Below are 15,839 nucleotides of genomic sequence, written 5' to 3'. Positions count from 1 at the left end.
CATTGTTATTTATTAATCCAAATCAATAGTTAACTACGACTAAAGTAGTAGTCTCGTGCTGGTTATTTAAACACAAAATGTTTTTTACGATTGGAATGGAATCTCATGAGTGAAGTTGCGTTATCCATCTTAGTGCTATCAGCAGTCGCTGTTATAGGCTTATGGTTTGGTGGAATAAAGGTTCGTGGTGTTGGCTTGGGTATAGGCGGTGTATTGTTTGGAGGCCTATTTGTTGGCCACTTTATCAAACAATTTGGCTGGCACCTTGATCCACACGCACTACATTTTATTAAAGAGTTTGGCCTTATCCTATTTGTTTACACCATTGGTATCCAAGTAGGTCCTGGTTTTTTTGCCTCCCTTAAAGCAAGCGGCTTACGACTAAACTTATTAGCCGTTGGCATAGTCGTATTGGGCGGCGTTACTGCAGTTGCACTTCATTTTATTTTCGACCTGCCTTTAAACGTATTTTTAGGCATATACAGCGGCGCGGTTACCAATACCCCCTCTCTAGCAGCTGGTCAGCAAATTCTGCAAGAACTTGGTATGGCTACCGAAGAAACCACCGTACTCGGTTTAGGTTATGCCATGGCCTACCCCTTTGGTATTTTGGGCATCTTGCTCACTATGTGGATCATCCGCCTTGCCTTTCGCGTTGATATAGAACAAGAAGCAGAAGACTTCGATAATGCCAAAGGTAAAAAGAAACAAAGCCTACTCGATATAAACGTTATTATTGAAAACCCCAACCTAAATGGCATTGCTTTCTCAGAGTTGAGCAAACTAATTGGCGAAGATGTGATTTGTTCGCGAGTAAAATCGGATGGCGAACTAAAGGTACCTGGTGCCGATATGCTGATACACCTAGGCGACTACCTGCACTTAGTTGGGCCCGACCGCAATAAACTAGAACAAGCCACCTTAATCATTGGCCAAGAGATTAATGAATCTCTTTCTACCAAAGGGACCTTGCTTCGCAGCGAGCGGGTTGTAGTCACCGAAGAGCGGATTTTAGGTAAAAAACTCAGTGAGTTAGATTTAAAACATAGCTTTGACGTAATTATCTCGCGCCTAAACCGTGCCGGTGTTGAGCTAGTTGCTAACAAAGACACCATTTTACAGTTTGGCGATATTCTTAATATCGTAGGCCCAAGCCAAGACATTGAAAAAGTAGCCAAAAGCTTAGGCAACGTGCGTAGCAAGTTACAGCATGTGCAAATGCTGCCTATTTTCATTGGTATTGGCTTAGGTGTTTTACTGGGTTCTCTGCCTTTAGCAATTCCAAGCTTGCCGGCTCCTCTTAAGCTCGGCTTAGCTGGAGGCCCACTTATTGTGGCAATTATTCTTGCGAGAATTGGCAGTATTGGCCGCCTTTACTGGTTTATGCCACCAAGCGCTAACTTAGCACTTAGAGAGATAGGGATTGTGCTATTTTTGGCGGTTGTAGGTATTAACTCGGGAGCTAACTTCATTGAAACTTTAGTCGAGGGCGATGGCCTTAGTTGGATGTTCTATGGCGCCTTTATAACCCTTATTCCCCTGCTTATTATTGGCTTTATTGGGCGTTACGTCCTAAAAGTGAATTACTTAAGCCTATGTGGTTTGATGGCAGGTTCGATGACAGATCCACCAGCGTTGGCATTTGCTAACTCTATTCACAGTACCAGCGGTGCCTCGGCCTTGGCCTATGCTACGGTCTATCCTTTGGTAATGTGTTTACGGATTTTATCACCACAAGTAATCGCTGTATTACTCTGGGTTGCTGCTTAGTTATATAAAGGCCTGCGCAAGCAGGCTTTTGCTTTATCCGACTTATAAATTCCGCCATTTCACTCAACTTCTTTTTAAAACCATCCTTTTTGCTAAAAAAAGATCTGACATTTATTCGCCTATCATGCCAAAATAGCGCCCTCTAACATGGTCAATCACTCGTTAAAGAAGAATCAATGTCTGCACAAATAATTGATGGAAAAAAAATCGCTCAACAAGTTCAAGATCAAGTTGCTGAGCGTGTTAAGCAAAGAGTCGCTGAAGGGAAACGTGCTCCAGGTTTAGCCGTGATTTTAGTAGGCGACAACCCAGCCTCTCAAGTTTATGTAGGCAGCAAACGCCGTGTATGTGAAGCCGTTGGTTTTATTTCTAAGTCTATCGACTTAGATGACAACACTGATGAGCAAACGCTATTAGCCGAAATTGACAAACTTAACGATGACCCACTAATCGATGGAATCTTGGTGCAATTGCCTTTACCCGAAGGTATCGATGAAACCAAAGTGGTTGAGCGTATTCGCCCCGACAAAGACGTAGATGGCTTTCATCCTTATAACATTGGTCGATTAGCTCAACGTATTCCAGCACTGCGCCCATGTACTCCTAAAGGCATTATTACCCTTATTGAATCAACCGGTGTCAGCCCTTACGGTCTAGAAGCCGTGGTTGTTGGTGCCTCAAATATTGTTGGCCGACCAATGACCTTAGAGTTATTGCTAGCTGGCTGCACTACCACCACTTGTCACCGTTTTACTAAAGACCTAGAAGCGCATGTGCGTCGCGCCGATTTAGTAGTTGTTGCTGTAGGTAAACCGCAATTTATTCCTGGCGAATGGATTAAACCCGGCGCAATGGTGATCGATGTAGGTATTAACCGCTTAGACAACGGCAAACTAGCTGGTGATGTTGAATATGAAGTTGCTCGTCAAAATGCCGCGTTTATTACGCCAGTACCTGGTGGAGTTGGGCCAATGACAGTGGCAACACTTATTCAAAACACTTTAGAAGCCTGTGAAGAGTTCCACGACAAATAGTCGGCTGGGCGAATACTCAGATCAAGTATTCGCCATTTTCACTGCAACTTAATCAAAAGTAAGCTAATTTTAACAAAGGGACTAGATTAGGATTACTTATGCTCCACCGTTACTTATTATTGCTGTGTTTAACCTTACCTTTTGCCGCTCGTGCAGAAAACATTAGCTTTGTAACGGAAAACCTGCGCCCTTTTAACTATGTAGAAGATGCTCACTTAACCGGTATTTCAGTAGAACTACTGCGTTTAGTGTGGCAAGAGATGGGCGAAGATCCTCAACCTATTAAAGTGCAAACCTGGGAAAAAGCCTACTACTTGCTACAGCATCGCCCCAATATGGCATTGTTTCTTACCATGCGTAGCCCCCGTAGAGAACACATGTTTCACTGGGCCTGCCCCATAACCACCTCCAATATTAAACTCATCGCTTTAAAATCACGCGCTATCAAAATTGACCAAATTGGACCAAATTCAAAACTCCTATTTGGCGCGATGAAGGCCGGCGTTGGCGAACAGCTCTTGCTCTATAAAGGCGTTGAATTTGAGCAGATATCACTTACTGAAGACTTAGAAAAAGCCTTACGCATGTTAAAGCGCGAGCGTGTTGATGTTATTGCTTCTGAACCCGAGGTCGTCGAGCAAACCGCTAAAGCCTTAGGATTTGAAAGTGAGCTATTTGAACCTGTTCACCAGCTAGGTAAATTAGAGGGTTGTTATGCATTTAGCCAAGGGACTGACCCAGATTATTTGCAACGCTTTAGAGCCGCACTAAGCAAAGTCACCTCTGGCGAGCAATACCAAAGCTTATTAAAGAAATACAAGATGTAAAAAAGGCAGCCTAGGCTGCCTTTTTGTTATCTGTAAACCTTGCTTAGGCTTTACGCCAAGTTGTACCTGCCGCACCGTCTTCCAACACAATACCCATTTCGGTTAAACGATTACGTGCAATGTCTGCTGCAGCCCAATCTTTATCAGCTCGCGCTTGGTTACGCGCTGCAATCAAAGCCTCAATCTCAGCCACTTCACTATCGTGCTCACCTTGCAAAAAGGTTTCTACATCTTGAGTCAAAATGCCAAGCACTGCGCTAAGTTCTATCAACAAGCTAGCATACTGGCCGGCTAACATTGCATTGCTTTCTTTAACCCGGTTAATTTCTTTTGCTAACTCGAATAAAACAGGCAAGGCTTCTGGCGTATTAAAATCATCATCCATCGCAGCCTTAAACGGTTCGCGATAAGCAGCTGCTACTTGTTCGTCTACTGCCACCAGCTCAATACCACGCAAGGCAGTATACAAACGCTCAAGAGCCGAGCGAGATTGCTTTAAGTTGTCTTCAGAGTAATTTAACTGGCTGCGGTAATGGCCTGACAACAAGAAGTAACGCACAGTTTCAGGGTCATACACTTCTAACACATCTTTGATGGTGAAGAAGTTACCTAAAGACTTAGACATTTTCTCTTTGTTTACCTGAACCATGCCAGAGTGCATCCAGTAGTTCACGTAATTGGTTTTATGGGCGCAGCAAGATTGAGCAATTTCGTTTTCATGGTGTGGGAAGGCTAAATCTGAACCGCCACCGTGAATATCAAATACATCCCCTAAGTGCTTCATATTCATTGCTGAACATTCAATGTGCCAGCCAGGGCGACCTTTACCCCATGGAGAATCCCACATAGGCTCACCAGGTTTGGCACTTTTCCACAACACAAAATCAAGAGGATTACGCTTGTCTTCTTCTACTTCTACTCGCGCGCCTGCTTGTAGCATTTCTAAGTTTTGTAAGCTCAACTTGCCGTAATCGGCGAAGGTGCTTACTTCAAACAGTACATCACCACTATCGGCAACATAGGCATGACCATTAGCAATCAGCTTTTCTATCACCTCAATAATTTCTGGCATATGCGTAGTTACCCGAGGCTCAATATCTGGGCGCAGCATATTCAGTGCATCAAAGTCAGAATGCATTGCTTTAGTGAAACGCTCGGTTAAGGCATCACAGCTTTCGCCGTTTTCAGCAGCACGTTTAATAATTTTGTCGTCTACGTCGGTAATGTTGCGAACAAAATTTAGCTCGTAACCAGACCAACGTAAGTAGCGAGCAACTGTATCAAAAGCAACAAACGTACGCGCGTGACCAATGTGACAGTAGTCGTAAATGGTAACTCCACAAACATACATACCCACTTTCCCTTTTACTAAGGGCTTAAACGCTTGTTTCTTGCGGGTTAAAGTATTGTATATCTGTAACATCTAATTGGTTTCCTGTTCCATTTACTGACTATTGCTAAGGTTGGCTATTCTAACACTGCGCTTGAGGAAAAACAGCCGAATTAAGCGCTGTGACTAGTCAGTAGACATGGGAAAGTTTAGAATCGGTGCACTTACCAAAAAAGGGTGAAACAATGGTTACTTTACATACAAATTTTGGCGACATCGTGGTTAAACTTAACACCGCTGAAGCGCCTGAAACAGCTGCTAACTTCCTTGCATATGCAAAAGACGGTTTTTACAACGACACTATCTTCCACCGCGTAATCGATGGCTTTATGGTTCAAGGTGGTGGCTTTGCTTCTGGCATGGAAGAGAAAGAAACCAAAGCGCCAATCAAAAACGAGGCGAACAACGGTTTATCTAACAAAACTGGCACCTTGGCAATGGCACGCACCATGGATCCTCACTCAGCTTCTGCCCAGTTTTTCATCAACGTGAATGACAACACTTTCCTAGACTTTAAAGCTGAGACCACCGAAGGCTGGGGTTACTGCGTATTTGGTGAAGTGGTTGAAGGCATGGATGTAGTTAACAAAATCAAAGGCGTAGACACTGGTAACTTTGGTTACGTTCACTCAGACGTTCCTTTAGAAGAAGTACTAATCACTTCTGTAAGTGTTGCGGAATAAGCGTACGTGCACACCTATTTCATTTCAGATTTACATCTAAGTGAAGATCGGCCTGACATTATTCAGGCCTTTCTCGACTTTTTGCAGCAACAAGCCCCTAAGGCTGAAGCCCTCTACATTTTGGGCGATTTATTCGAGTTTTGGATTGGTGATGACGATAAAACACCAGTGGCGAAGCAAGTAGAACAAGCGTTAAAAGCTTTGTATGATAAGGGTGTGCCAAGTTACTTTATTCATGGCAACCGAGACTTTATGGTAGGCAAAGCTTACGCAAAACGCTGCGGCATGACCTTGCTTGAAGAAGAAAAATTGGTAGATCTTTACGGTCATAAAGTCTTAATTTTGCATGGCGATACCTTGTGCACTGACGACGTAGGTTATCAAGAATACCGCGAGGTAACTCAAAAGCTTTGGCTTAGGCGCTTATTTTTATTGCTGCCTCTATTTGTTCGGCAAAAAATTGCTAACAAAATCCGCAGTAAAAGCAAACAAGCCAATACCAGCAAATCGCTTGGGATTATGGATGTTAACCAACAAGCCGTTGAACAACGCTTTGAAGGTCAGGCTATCGACTACATGATCCACGGTCATACCCACCGGCCAGATATTCATCCTATTAAGCAAACCAATAATGCAATCAAGTATCGGGTAGTACTTGGAGATTGGTACCAACAAATGAGTGTATTAAAAATTGATAGAAACGGCTTAGAACTTAGCGCTAAAGGTCAGCTACAGAAGCTTGAGCTTGGTCAATAATTTAAACATTAAGTACTAGCACTTTGCTTAGGTAAATTGTTAATAAACCAAGCCAAGCACTTGAATACTCTACTCTTACCCAGATTCTCAGCAGAATCGTTTAATTAATAAACTACTTGACGATTTCATAGACATCGCGCATAACTTAATCATTAATGTTAATTTTAGCGAGGACGCGCCTATGTTATTTAGTCATGTTTGGGGACTAGCTTCACATACAAAAGAAGAATGGCAAGACATTGACAAGCACCACGAAGGGATCGGAGCGAGCTTGTCGCACTTATTACTTATGGCACTTATTCCTGCCATTTGTGGTTACTTTTCTACCGTGCACATTGGTTGGAAGGTGGGAGCAAATAGCTTTTCATTAACCAGCGACAGTGCCATTTTCATGTCTGTGGCTATGTATGCAGCCATGGTTACCGTAGTGTTGTGCTTAGCTTATGCAGCGCTTTGGATGGCAAAAACGTTTAATACCGATACCACCTACCAGCAAACCCTAGAGCTATCTGCTTACGTAGCCACGCCAATTTATATGGTGGGTTTCGCCGCGCTTTATCCAGAACCTTGGTTTGTTATGGTTGCCGGCTTAGTTGGAGTTACTTACGCCGTATATTTGCTGTACACGGGTGTGCCTATCATTATGCACATCCCAGAAGAGCGAGGCTTCATCTTTGCCAGTAGTCTAGTCACTGTAGGCTTGGTGATGTTAGTGACCGTGCTCATCTCAACTGTTATTTTATGGTCTAGTGAAGCAGGCCCCATCTTTGCGAACTGACGCAAGGCCAAAACAAAAAAGCTCGCAACTAAGCGAGCTTTTTTGTTGGCTAAAGGGCTATTTTAAACACCTTCTTTTTGCCGCTTGGCTTTGCGTGCGTGAGCGGTGTTTACGCACCGACTTTCTAATACGCTGAGTACTGCGAACACGATCTTCCACCTTGATAATCGTATTCTCTTCTTTATTTAGCTGTACCAACTTACGCAAGTAGTTTACCTGATCTAAGGGCATTTCTTGCCAACCGCTGCGTGGTAAACCTTTAGGTAAAGGAATAAGCCCATAACGCACCCGAATCAAACGGCTCACTTGCATGCCTTGAGATTCCCACATTCTGCGCACTTCGCGATTACGACCCTCGCTTAGTGTCACGGAGTACCACTGATTAATACCCTCGCCACCTTGGCGCTTAACCGTGGTAAATGCTGCTCGGCCATCTTCTAATTCAACACCGGTGCGTAAGTTACGAATGACTTCGTCATCTACATCACCAAATACCCGTACCGCATATTCGCGTTCAACTTCGAAACTTGGATGCATCAAACGGTTGGCCAACTCGCCATCGGTAGTAAATAACAATAAACCAGAGGTATTAATATCTAATCGACCTACCGCAATCCAACGACCATGTTGCAAGCGTGGTAAACGGTCAAATACGGTTTCTCGCCCTTCTGGGTCATTGCGAGAACAGATTTCACCTTCTGACTTATGGTAAGCCAAAACACGACAAATGGTGTCTTCGACTTTTTGAATATCGATGATGCGGCCATCCACCCTTACTTCAACCCCTTCTTCGATGCGATCGCCTAAGGTGGCGATACTCCCATCTACGCATACTCTCCCTGCGTCAATTACAGCTTCCATCTCACGACGTGAGCCTAAACCGCTGCGGGCCAGGACTTTTTGAAGTTTTTCACTCATATTTCTTATCCGGGTGGTAAAGTGCGCTAAGTCTGAAAGTCTTGCGGCAGTTTTTCAAGTAAAGATTGATCTAATTCTGGCAAATCGGCCAGATCTTTCAAACCAAAGTAATCTAAGAAGCTTGTTGTAGTTGCAAATAAGGTAGGACGGCCGGGAATTTCTTTATGTCCAACGCTGCGGATCCAATTGCGCTCTCTCAATACACTTATGATATGGCTGCTCACTGCCACTCCTCTAATCGCTTCGATCTCACCGCGAGTAATCGGCTGGCGATAAGCAATTAAAGTGAGTGTTTCTAACATTGCTCGGCTAAATTTCGGGGCTTTTTCAGCCCATAAGTTGGCTAATTGTGGCGCATATTCTTGGCGCGCTCTAAAGTAAAACCCGGATGCGGTTTCTGCCAACTCAATACCCGAATCTTGATAACGCAAAGACAACTCTTCAAGCACCATATTCACTTGTGCTTTGGCTAATCCTACATCTGCCAACACCGTGGCTTGCAGCTCTTTAACGCTGAGCGGTCTGCCAGCAACAAACAAAGCGGCTTCAACTAACTTAACTAAATTGGGTTTAGCCATGCTCAGAGATCTCCGCATCAACTAATAATACTTGAATAGGCTGCAGAGGCTGACTTTGCACACACTTGATATAACCTTCTTTGACTAACTCAAGTATTGCCAAAAAACTTACCACTAAACCGCTACGACCTTCAGATAAGGAAAACAACTGACTAAATTCGACAAACTGGTGTTGTTGTAACTTGGCCAATATATCGCTCATCCTTTGCCGAGTAGACAGTTTTTCACGCTTAATTTCATGATGTTCAAAGTTAGCCACTCGCTGAGCAATACCCCGCATAGCTTGAATCAACTCATCCATCGTCACTTCTGGGTAAATAACATTGATTGGCATATCTTGAGGGCGGTTGATGGTAGCTGTGTAAGTATCTCGTTGCTGTCTTGGTAGACTATCTACTTTTTCGGTAGCGTCTTTATATAATTCATACTCTTGAAGACGCCGAATAAGCTCAGCCCTTGGATCTTCCTCAACTTGTTCGTGCTCTTGTACTGGTAGCAAGCTGCGCGATTTAATTTCGGTTAACAGCGCTGCCATTACCAAATACTCTGCTGCGAGCTCTAATTTGAGCATTCGCATTGCTTCAATATATTCCATATATTGCTGGGTGATGGCTAATACTGGTAAGTGTTCAATATCCAACTTCTGTTTACGGATTAAATACAATAATAAATCCAATGGCCCCTCAAACTGCTCCAGAGTCACTTCCATGGCATCCGGCGGAATAAACAAATCCTCCGGCATGTCTAGCCAAGGCTCACCATTTACGCTGGCTAGGGTTAATTGCTGGGTAGGAGAAGCCTGTTCAGACATTATTCAAATGGGCTCGTATCACCGGAGCCACTGCGCAATATCTCTGGCTCATCTTCTGAAAGATCAATAACAGTAGTAGGCTGCTCGCCTAAATAGCCACCGTTAACAATTAAATCTACTTGGTGTTCCAATAGGTCGCGTATTTGTTCCGGATCAGATTCGGTGTAGTCATTGCCCGGCAAAATTAAGCTCGATGACATTAGTGGCTCACCAAGAGCTTCCAGCATCGCCAATGCAATTTTGTTGTCGGGAACTCGAATACCTATGGTTTTACGTTTAGGGTTGAGTAAACGACGTGGCACTTCCTTGGTACCTTTAAAAATAAAGGTATATGGTCCTGGGGTATTGTTGCGTAACAAGCGATAAGCTTGGTTACCCACTCGCGCATATTCCGAGAGCTCAGATAAATCGCGACACATTAAAGTAAAATGGTGGTTTTTATCTAGCTGACGAATACGGCAAATGCGCTCTAATGCGGCTTTATCACCAATATGGCAACCAATGGCATAACCTGAATCGGTTGGGTAGATCACCACCCCGCCCTGTTGAATATGATTAGCCGCTTGGTTCATCAAGCGCTGTTGAGGGTTGTCGGGGTGTACATAGAAAAACTGACTCATAACTGTCCCTGCGATTAATGGGCCTAGCGATTGGATTCAGGAGAGAAGCCAGGCCACAACTGCCAAATAGCTTGGCACTTTTCTGGTAATTGTAAGCCTCTACCTAATTCACGCCAAGGAGAGGGATGATGAAAATCAGAGCCTTGAGAAGCACGTAATCCATTTTGTTCGGCTAAATCGGCTAGCCACAGTAATTGGTCTTTAGACATTTGCGGCATTGCCACTTCTACGCCGTCGCCGCCCAATTCGGCAAACTCGGCCAACAACTTACGCACCCATTTATTGGACAAATCATAATGAGTTGGGTGAGCCAATACAGCAACGCCGCCGGCTTGGTGAATAATCTCTATAGCATCGCCCATGCTCATCCAATTATTAGGCACATAACCGGTATTACCACGGCTTAAATACTTATCAAATACTTTATTAAAGTTAGCTGCTATACCACGTTCCACCAATACCCTGGCAAAGTGAGAACGGGTAATCGGGGCATTGCCTGCCAATTGTTTCGCATCACTGTAAACATCATGGATACCGGCTTTTGCTAAACGGAGGTTCATTTCTTGAGCGCGAACTTCTCGCTTGTCTCGTTGCTCAGCTAAGTGTCTTTGTAATTCTGTAGACGTCACGTCAATATTCAAGCCTACAATATGAATATCAAAAGCATGCCAAGCAGTAGAGATTTCAGTGCCAGTGATAATTTGCACATGCTTCGCATTAGCTTTTGCTTCTGCTTCTACAATGCCAGCTGTGGTGTCGTGGTCGGTAATAGCCAACACGTCGACTTGCATGTTTTCGGCACGCATTACTATTTCAGTTGGGCTTAAGCCACCATCCGAGGCAGTAGTATGGCAATGCAAATCAAATCGCATTAAATTTCCTAAATTTTTTCTTGACTTGGTGATGTCATTTACAGTTAACTTAGTCTATCAAAATGACTAGGAATAAGCATGACAACTTTTCTTCTTACCAACAAATCTTGGTGGTGGCGCACTCCGAAATAAACGGGTGTGAGTTGTTGTATTTCCAATACATTGAACAGAACAACAAAAAGCCCGCTTAATGCGGGCTTTTTTTATATTTGCGCTACGGCCTTAACGAGGAGTAACGAACCATGAGTAATCACCCTAGGGTGCAGCTAAGCAACAACTTAATTGATGCTAGCTACGTGCTTGACCCACTAAGCTTATATCAAGAGCTTTGCAAAGAGAGTCAACACAATGTTTTGCTAGAGTCTTGCGAAATAGACAGCAAAGAAAATCTACAAAGTTTAATTTTGGCCGATGCAGCCTTAAAGATCACTTGTAAAGGTCGTCAAGTGACGTTTACTGCGGTATCACTCAATGGTGAAGCGGTTATCTCGGCGGTTGTAGAACACAGTGACAACAGCTTAATCACCGAACATAGTGCAACTCAACTGGTTTTAGATTACCCACTCCCAGCCGCTAATTTGGATGAGGATTCTCGTTTAAAAGCGAGCTCTCCTGTTGATGCCTTACGGTTAATAACCACACTTTACGGTGAGCTAGCCTCTCATGATAAAGGCGTTTTTATCGGCGGTGTATTTGCCTATGATTTCATCGCCAGCTTTGAGCAACTACAAGACGTCGCTGAAAGCACCAACATTTGCCCCGACTACCAGTTCTACCTCGCCGAAACATTGCTACTAATAGACCACCAAGAACAAGTGACTCACTTAATTGGCTCGGTATATAACGAAAGTGAGCAAGCTAGAATAAATCAGCGTTTAGCCCACTTAGTAGAATTATGTGAGCATAAAAATCACCAACAAGCGCAGCCAGATTTTAGTGATTACCAAGGGAAGATTGAAGCTGACATTAGCGACCGAGACTTCTGCCAGAATGTAGAAACCATGAAAGACTACATTCGCCAAGGTGACATTTTTCAAGTAGTTCCATCTCGCAGTTTTAAACTCTCTTGCCCTGACAGCCTCGCCGCTTACCGCGAATTAAAAATTACCAACCCAAGCCCTTACATGTTCTACCTGCAAGACAGTGAATTTGTATTGTTTGGCGCCTCTCCTGAAAGTGCAATTAAATACTCCTCTGATAGCCGAGATGTAGAAATTTACCCAATTGCCGGCACGCGCAAACGTGGCTTTAACGCCGATGGTTCAATTAACCAAGATTTAGACGGTCGCCTAGAGCTTGAGCTGCGCCTAGATAAAAAAGAAACCGCTGAACATATTATGTTGGTTGATTTAGCCCGTAATGATGTCGCTCGCATCAGTGAGCCAGGCACTCGCCATGTAGCTGATTTACTAAAAGTAGACCGCTACAGCCACGTAATGCACTTAGTATCGCGCGTAGTAGGTACCTTACGTAATGACCTAGACGCACTTCACGCTTACCAAGCCTGCATGAACATGGGCACCCTTGTTGGCGCACCAAAAATTCGTGCTTCAGAGTTAATTCGCCAAGTAGAACAGCAGCGCCGAGGCAGTTATGGAGGCGCAGTTGGTTACCTTGCAGGTAACGGCGACATGGATAGCTGTATCGTTATTCGTTCTGCTTTTGTTAAAGAAAAGGTCGCGCATGTTCAAGCTGGAGCTGGTGTGGTGTATGATTCACAGCCTCAAGCCGAAGCCGATGAAACTCGCAACAAAGCAGCTGCGGTGCTAAATGCCATTGCCCGCGCTCACGGTTCTACTTTGAAGGATGTTAGTGATGACGCATAGTGTATTTTTGTTAGACAACTTTGACTCGTTCACTTACAACCTTGTTGATCAGTTTCGTAGTCAAGGCTTAGAGGTTAGTATTTACCGTAACCACTTAAGCGCTAAAGAAATTAAGCAACATATTGATAATAGCCCTACTCCGCCAGTATTGGTTTTATCACCAGGCCCTGGTAACCCACAGCAAGCGGGCTGCATGTTAGAGCTTATCGACTTATGTAAAGGCGAAGTACCTATTATTGGTATCTGCCTTGGCCACCAAGCACTAGTAGAAAGCTACGGTGGTGTGGTGGGTAAAGCCGATGAAATTGTTCATGGTAAATCGTCGGCAATTGAGCACGACAACCGCCTAATGTTTGAAGGTTTAAGCAATCCTCTGCCAGTAGCGCGCTACCACTCGTTAGTCGCCACTACAATGCCAGATGGGGTTGTGGTGAATGCTCATTATCAAAACATGCCAATGGCGATAATTAACGAACAAGACAAAATTGTTGGGTTTCAATTCCACCCCGAATCCATTTTAACCAGCGAAGGGGCAACACTATTAGCCCGCAGCCTAGACTGGGCCACCCAAAAGGAGCAAGCGTAATGCAGGCTATTTTAGAGCAGCTATATCAAGGAAAAGACTTAAGCATTGAACAAGCACAGCAGGTGTTTAGTCAGGTGATTCAGGGTGAAGTTGAGCCTATCGTTTTATCTTCATTGTTAACCGCACTAAAGATTAAAGGCGAGCAGCCCCAAGAAATTGCTGGAGCAGCCAAGGCTTTATTAGCTAATGCGGCGCCTTTTCCAAGCCCCGATTATGATTTTGCGGATATTGTTGGCACCGGCGGTGATGGCCACAACACCATTAATATCTCAACCACTTCTGCGTTTGTTGCAGCAAGTTTAGGGGTTAAGGTTGCCAAGCACGGTAACCGCAGTGTATCAAGTAAGTCGGGCTCTTCAGATCTATTGGCCGCCTTGGGAATTAACATTCAAATGACCCCAGAGACCGCGCGCAAATGTTTAGATGAATTAGGTCTGTGCTTTTTGTTTGCACCGCAATACCACGCCGGTGTACGCCACGCCATGCCAGTGCGCCAAACCTTAAAAACCCGCACCATATTTAATGTATTAGGTCCGCTAATTAACCCAGCTCATCCAAGCATGGAAGTGATGGGCGTTTATGACCCCGCGCTTATTTCGCCCATCGCGCATACCTTGCAACAATTAGGTATGAAAAAAGCCATGGTGGTTCACGGTGCAGGCTTAGACGAAGTAGCCATTCATGGTGAAACTCAAATTGCTGAAATTAACGGCGACAAGATTACCGAATATAGCTTAACCCCTTCTGATTTTGGTGTTGAGCAAGCCGATCTAGATGCCATTAAAGGTGGCACTCCTGAAGAAAACAAAGCCATCACTTTGCAGTTATTGCAAGGCACCGCTACACCAGCACAACAAGCAGCTGTTGCAGTTAATGTTGCCTTGTTACTTAAACTTGCAGGTAAAGCTGATGATGTTGCTCAAGGCGTTAAAATGGCCTTAGATGAAATGGCCTCTGGTCGTCCACTAACCCTAGCAAACCAATTGGCGGAGATGAGTCAGTGAGCCAAGCAGAAACAAAACAAACCACCATTCTAGATAAAATTGTGGCTGACAAAGAAATTTGGTTAGCAGAGCGAATGCAAAGCCAAACACTAGCAAGCTTTATAGATCAGGTTAAGCCCACAGAGCGCTGTTTTTATGATGCGCTATCAGGCTCACCCGCTAAGTTTATTCTTGAGTGTAAAAAGGCTTCTCCATCTAAAGGCTTGATTCGCCCAGAGTTCGACTTAGACCTAATTGCTGGCGTATATAAAAACTATGCTGCAGCCATATCGGTGCTTACTGATACTAAATACTTTCAAGGTGAGTTTGACTATGTAACTCAGGTTAGAGAGCAAGTTGATCAACCAGTGTTATGTAAAGACTTCTTCATTGACGAGTACCAAATCTATCTAGCCCGTTATCACAAAGCAGATGCCATCTTACTGATGTTATCTGTTCTCGATGACAACGAGTATCGCTTGCTGGCTGAAGTAGCCCACAAGCTAAATATGGGCGTACTTACTGAAGTGAGTAACCAACAAGAGCTTGAGCGTGCCATTGATCTAAATGCCAAAGTTATAGGTATTAACAATCGTAACTTGCGTGACTTGTCGATTACCTTAGACAGAACACCAGAGCTGGCCAAACAAATCCCTGAAGATCGCGTCATCATTTCAGAATCAGGCATTTATCAGCACCAACAAGTGCGTGAGCTAGCCAAATACGCCAACGGCTTTTTAGTAGGTAGTTCACTAATGAGCCAAGATGATGTAGACATGGCTTGTCGCAAGCTCATACTTGGCGAAAACAAAGTATGCGGTTTAACACGCGAGCAAGATGTTAAAACGGTTTATCAAGCGGGCGCAGTATACGGCGGATTAATTTTCGCCGAAAAGTCGCCGCGCTGCGTAAACCTAGCGCAAGCAGAGAAACTCAGCCAAGCGGCACCACTTAATTTTGTGGGTGTATTTGTAAATAGCTCGGTTGAAGAAGTGGCCAGTATTGCCAATCAACTTAAACTTCACGCAGTGCAATTGCATGGTGATGAAGACGAGCAATTCATCGAGCAGCTAAAAGAAAAACTTAACAGCAGCCTTGTATGGAAAGCGCTTGGCGTGAATGAGGCATTACCAGAAGCGCCAAGCAACGCAGACAAAATATTATTTGATAGCAAAGTCGCCGGCCAATGCGGTGGTACTGGGCAAACCTTCGATTGGCAACTGTTAGGTGAGCACAGTCATGGTGCGATGCTAGCAGGCGGCATAAGCCCAAGTAACATTCAAGATGCACTAGCCTACGCCGCTGCAGGCTTAGATTTAAACTCCGGTGTAGAACAAGCGCCAGGGGTAAAAGACCCAGCAAAAATTAATGCTGCGTTTGAACAAATTAGACAGTACTAGTCTCAAA

General features: G+C 44.2%; 16 protein-coding genes. 10 read left to right on the top strand and 6 right to left on the bottom strand.

Features of this window, described 5'->3' with window-relative positions:
• The first annotated feature begins 105 nt into the window (after nt 1-105).
• The 3 genes from LQZ07_RS10075 (at nt 106) to LQZ07_RS10065 (ending at nt 3,631) form a co-directional block, all read left to right on the top strand.
• Complete coding sequence (locus tag LQZ07_RS10075; protein WP_152786013.1) at nt 106-1,770, top strand: putative transporter; 1,665 nt, start codon at nt 106-108, stop codon at nt 1,768-1,770.
• A 176-nt stretch (nt 1,771-1,946) separates the two neighbouring features.
• The gene (gene folD / locus LQZ07_RS10070; RefSeq protein WP_016400678.1) at nt 1,947-2,804 is read left to right on the top strand and encodes a bifunctional methylenetetrahydrofolate dehydrogenase/methenyltetrahydrofolate cyclohydrolase FolD; all 858 of its coding nucleotides are present in this window, start codon (nt 1,947-1,949) and stop codon (nt 2,802-2,804) included.
• A 98-nt stretch (nt 2,805-2,902) separates the two neighbouring features.
• Nucleotides 2,903-3,631 (top strand): ABC transporter substrate-binding protein, encoded by a 729-nt coding sequence (locus LQZ07_RS10065; RefSeq protein WP_016400679.1) that lies wholly within the window; start codon nt 2,903-2,905, stop codon nt 3,629-3,631.
• A 43-nt stretch (nt 3,632-3,674) separates the two neighbouring features.
• On the opposite strand, the gene cysS is transcribed toward LQZ07_RS10065, so the two are convergent.
• Nucleotides 3,675-5,054 carry a cysteine--tRNA ligase gene (gene cysS / locus LQZ07_RS10060; protein ID WP_152786011.1) on the bottom strand — a complete coding sequence of 460 codons (1,380 nt, stop codon included), beginning with the start codon at nt 5,052-5,054 and terminating at the stop codon, nt 3,675-3,677.
• Between the two features lie 152 nt (nt 5,055-5,206).
• Between cysS and LQZ07_RS10055 the strand changes: the two genes are divergently transcribed.
• From LQZ07_RS10055 to LQZ07_RS10045, 3 genes are all read left to right on the top strand, one after another.
• Complete coding sequence (locus LQZ07_RS10055) at nt 5,207-5,704, top strand: peptidylprolyl isomerase (RefSeq protein WP_152786009.1); 498 nt, start codon at nt 5,207-5,209, stop codon at nt 5,702-5,704.
• Between the two features lie 6 nt (nt 5,705-5,710).
• The gene (locus tag LQZ07_RS10050) at nt 5,711-6,460 is read left to right on the top strand and encodes a UDP-2,3-diacylglucosamine diphosphatase (protein ID WP_249483625.1); all 750 of its coding nucleotides are present in this window, start codon (nt 5,711-5,713) and stop codon (nt 6,458-6,460) included.
• 181 nt (nt 6,461-6,641) lie between these two features.
• Entirely contained in the window at nt 6,642-7,238 is a 597-nt protein-coding gene (locus tag LQZ07_RS10045) for a Yip1 family protein (RefSeq protein WP_152786007.1), read from the top strand.
• A gap of 57 nt (nt 7,239-7,295) precedes the next feature.
• On the opposite strand, the gene rluB is transcribed toward LQZ07_RS10045, so the two are convergent.
• From rluB to LQZ07_RS10020, 5 genes are read right to left on the bottom strand one after another with little or no spacing between them, the layout of a single operon-like run.
• Entirely contained in the window at nt 7,296-8,156 is an 861-nt protein-coding gene (rluB, locus tag LQZ07_RS10040; protein WP_152786005.1) for a 23S rRNA pseudouridine(2605) synthase RluB, read from the bottom strand.
• A 26-nt stretch (nt 8,157-8,182) separates the two neighbouring features.
• The gene (scpB, locus tag LQZ07_RS10035) at nt 8,183-8,734 is read right to left on the bottom strand and encodes an SMC-Scp complex subunit ScpB (protein ID WP_152786003.1); all 552 of its coding nucleotides are present in this window, start codon (nt 8,732-8,734) and stop codon (nt 8,183-8,185) included.
• Nucleotides 8,727-9,545, bottom strand: a complete 819-nt coding sequence (locus LQZ07_RS10030; RefSeq protein ID WP_152786001.1) for a ScpA family protein — start codon at nt 9,543-9,545, stop codon at nt 8,727-8,729. Before LQZ07_RS10030 ends, scpB begins: the two co-directional genes overlap by 8 nt.
• A complete protein-coding gene (locus tag LQZ07_RS10025; protein ID WP_016400687.1) occupies nt 9,545-10,165 on the bottom strand; it encodes an L-threonylcarbamoyladenylate synthase in 621 nt (206 codons plus the stop codon). The genes LQZ07_RS10030 and LQZ07_RS10025 overlap by 1 nt, the downstream gene beginning before the upstream one ends.
• 23 nt (nt 10,166-10,188) lie before the next feature.
• A complete protein-coding gene (locus LQZ07_RS10020; protein WP_152785999.1) occupies nt 10,189-11,037 on the bottom strand; it encodes a PHP domain-containing protein in 849 nt (282 codons plus the stop codon).
• 242 nt (nt 11,038-11,279) lie between these two features.
• On the opposite strand from LQZ07_RS10020, the gene LQZ07_RS10015 reads away from it, so the two are divergent.
• The 4 genes from LQZ07_RS10015 to trpCF are packed head-to-tail and all read left to right on the top strand — an operon-like array spanning nt 11,280 to nt 15,832.
• A complete protein-coding gene (locus LQZ07_RS10015; RefSeq protein ID WP_152785997.1) occupies nt 11,280-12,863 on the top strand; it encodes an anthranilate synthase component 1 in 1,584 nt (527 codons plus the stop codon).
• Nucleotides 12,853-13,449, top strand: a complete 597-nt coding sequence (locus LQZ07_RS10010) for an aminodeoxychorismate/anthranilate synthase component II (protein WP_016400691.1) — start codon at nt 12,853-12,855, stop codon at nt 13,447-13,449. The genes LQZ07_RS10015 and LQZ07_RS10010 overlap by 11 nt, the downstream gene beginning before the upstream one ends.
• A complete protein-coding gene (trpD, locus tag LQZ07_RS10005; protein WP_152785995.1) occupies nt 13,449-14,453 on the top strand; it encodes an anthranilate phosphoribosyltransferase in 1,005 nt (334 codons plus the stop codon). The genes LQZ07_RS10010 and trpD overlap by 1 nt, the downstream gene beginning before the upstream one ends.
• Entirely contained in the window at nt 14,450-15,832 is a 1,383-nt protein-coding gene (gene trpCF / locus LQZ07_RS10000; protein WP_249483624.1) for a bifunctional indole-3-glycerol-phosphate synthase TrpC/phosphoribosylanthranilate isomerase TrpF, read from the top strand. The genes trpD and trpCF overlap by 4 nt, the downstream gene beginning before the upstream one ends.
• Nucleotides 15,833-15,839 lie beyond the last annotated feature (7 nt).

Source organism: Agarivorans sp. B2Z047 (assembly GCF_023373605.1).
In the GTDB taxonomy this organism is placed as follows: Bacteria; Pseudomonadota; Gammaproteobacteria; order Enterobacterales; family Celerinatantimonadaceae; genus Agarivorans; species Agarivorans albus.
This window is presented reverse-complemented; position numbering and strand designations above follow the sequence as displayed.

Excerpts from the sequence above, each read along its gene's own strand:
- LQZ07_RS10030 (WP_152786001.1), bottom strand. The coding sequence starts at position 9,545 with ATGTCTGAACAGGCTTCTCCTACCCAGCAATTAACCCTAGCCAGCGTA.
- LQZ07_RS10015 (WP_152785997.1), top strand. The coding sequence starts at position 11,280 with ATGAGTAATCACCCTAGGGTGCAGCTAAGCAACAACTTAATTGATGCT.
- folD (WP_016400678.1), top strand. The coding sequence starts at position 1,947 with ATGTCTGCACAAATAATTGATGGAAAAAAAATCGCTCAACAAGTTCAA.
- LQZ07_RS10065 (WP_016400679.1), top strand. The coding sequence starts at position 2,903 with ATGCTCCACCGTTACTTATTATTGCTGTGTTTAACCTTACCTTTTGCC.
- trpD (WP_152785995.1), top strand. The coding sequence starts at position 13,449 with ATGCAGGCTATTTTAGAGCAGCTATATCAAGGAAAAGACTTAAGCATT.
- LQZ07_RS10025 (WP_016400687.1), bottom strand. The coding sequence starts at position 10,165 with ATGAGTCAGTTTTTCTATGTACACCCCGACAACCCTCAACAGCGCTTG.
- cysS (WP_152786011.1), bottom strand. The coding sequence starts at position 5,054 with ATGTTACAGATATACAATACTTTAACCCGCAAGAAACAAGCGTTTAAG.
- LQZ07_RS10020 (WP_152785999.1), bottom strand. The coding sequence starts at position 11,037 with ATGCGATTTGATTTGCATTGCCATACTACTGCCTCGGATGGTGGCTTA.
- LQZ07_RS10055 (WP_152786009.1), top strand. The coding sequence starts at position 5,207 with ATGGTTACTTTACATACAAATTTTGGCGACATCGTGGTTAAACTTAAC.
- rluB (WP_152786005.1), bottom strand. The coding sequence starts at position 8,156 with ATGAGTGAAAAACTTCAAAAAGTCCTGGCCCGCAGCGGTTTAGGCTCA.
- scpB (WP_152786003.1), bottom strand. The coding sequence starts at position 8,734 with ATGGCTAAACCCAATTTAGTTAAGTTAGTTGAAGCCGCTTTGTTTGTT.
- LQZ07_RS10075 (WP_152786013.1), top strand. The coding sequence starts at position 106 with ATGAGTGAAGTTGCGTTATCCATCTTAGTGCTATCAGCAGTCGCTGTT.
- LQZ07_RS10010 (WP_016400691.1), top strand. The coding sequence starts at position 12,853 with ATGACGCATAGTGTATTTTTGTTAGACAACTTTGACTCGTTCACTTAC.
- LQZ07_RS10045 (WP_152786007.1), top strand. The coding sequence starts at position 6,642 with ATGTTATTTAGTCATGTTTGGGGACTAGCTTCACATACAAAAGAAGAA.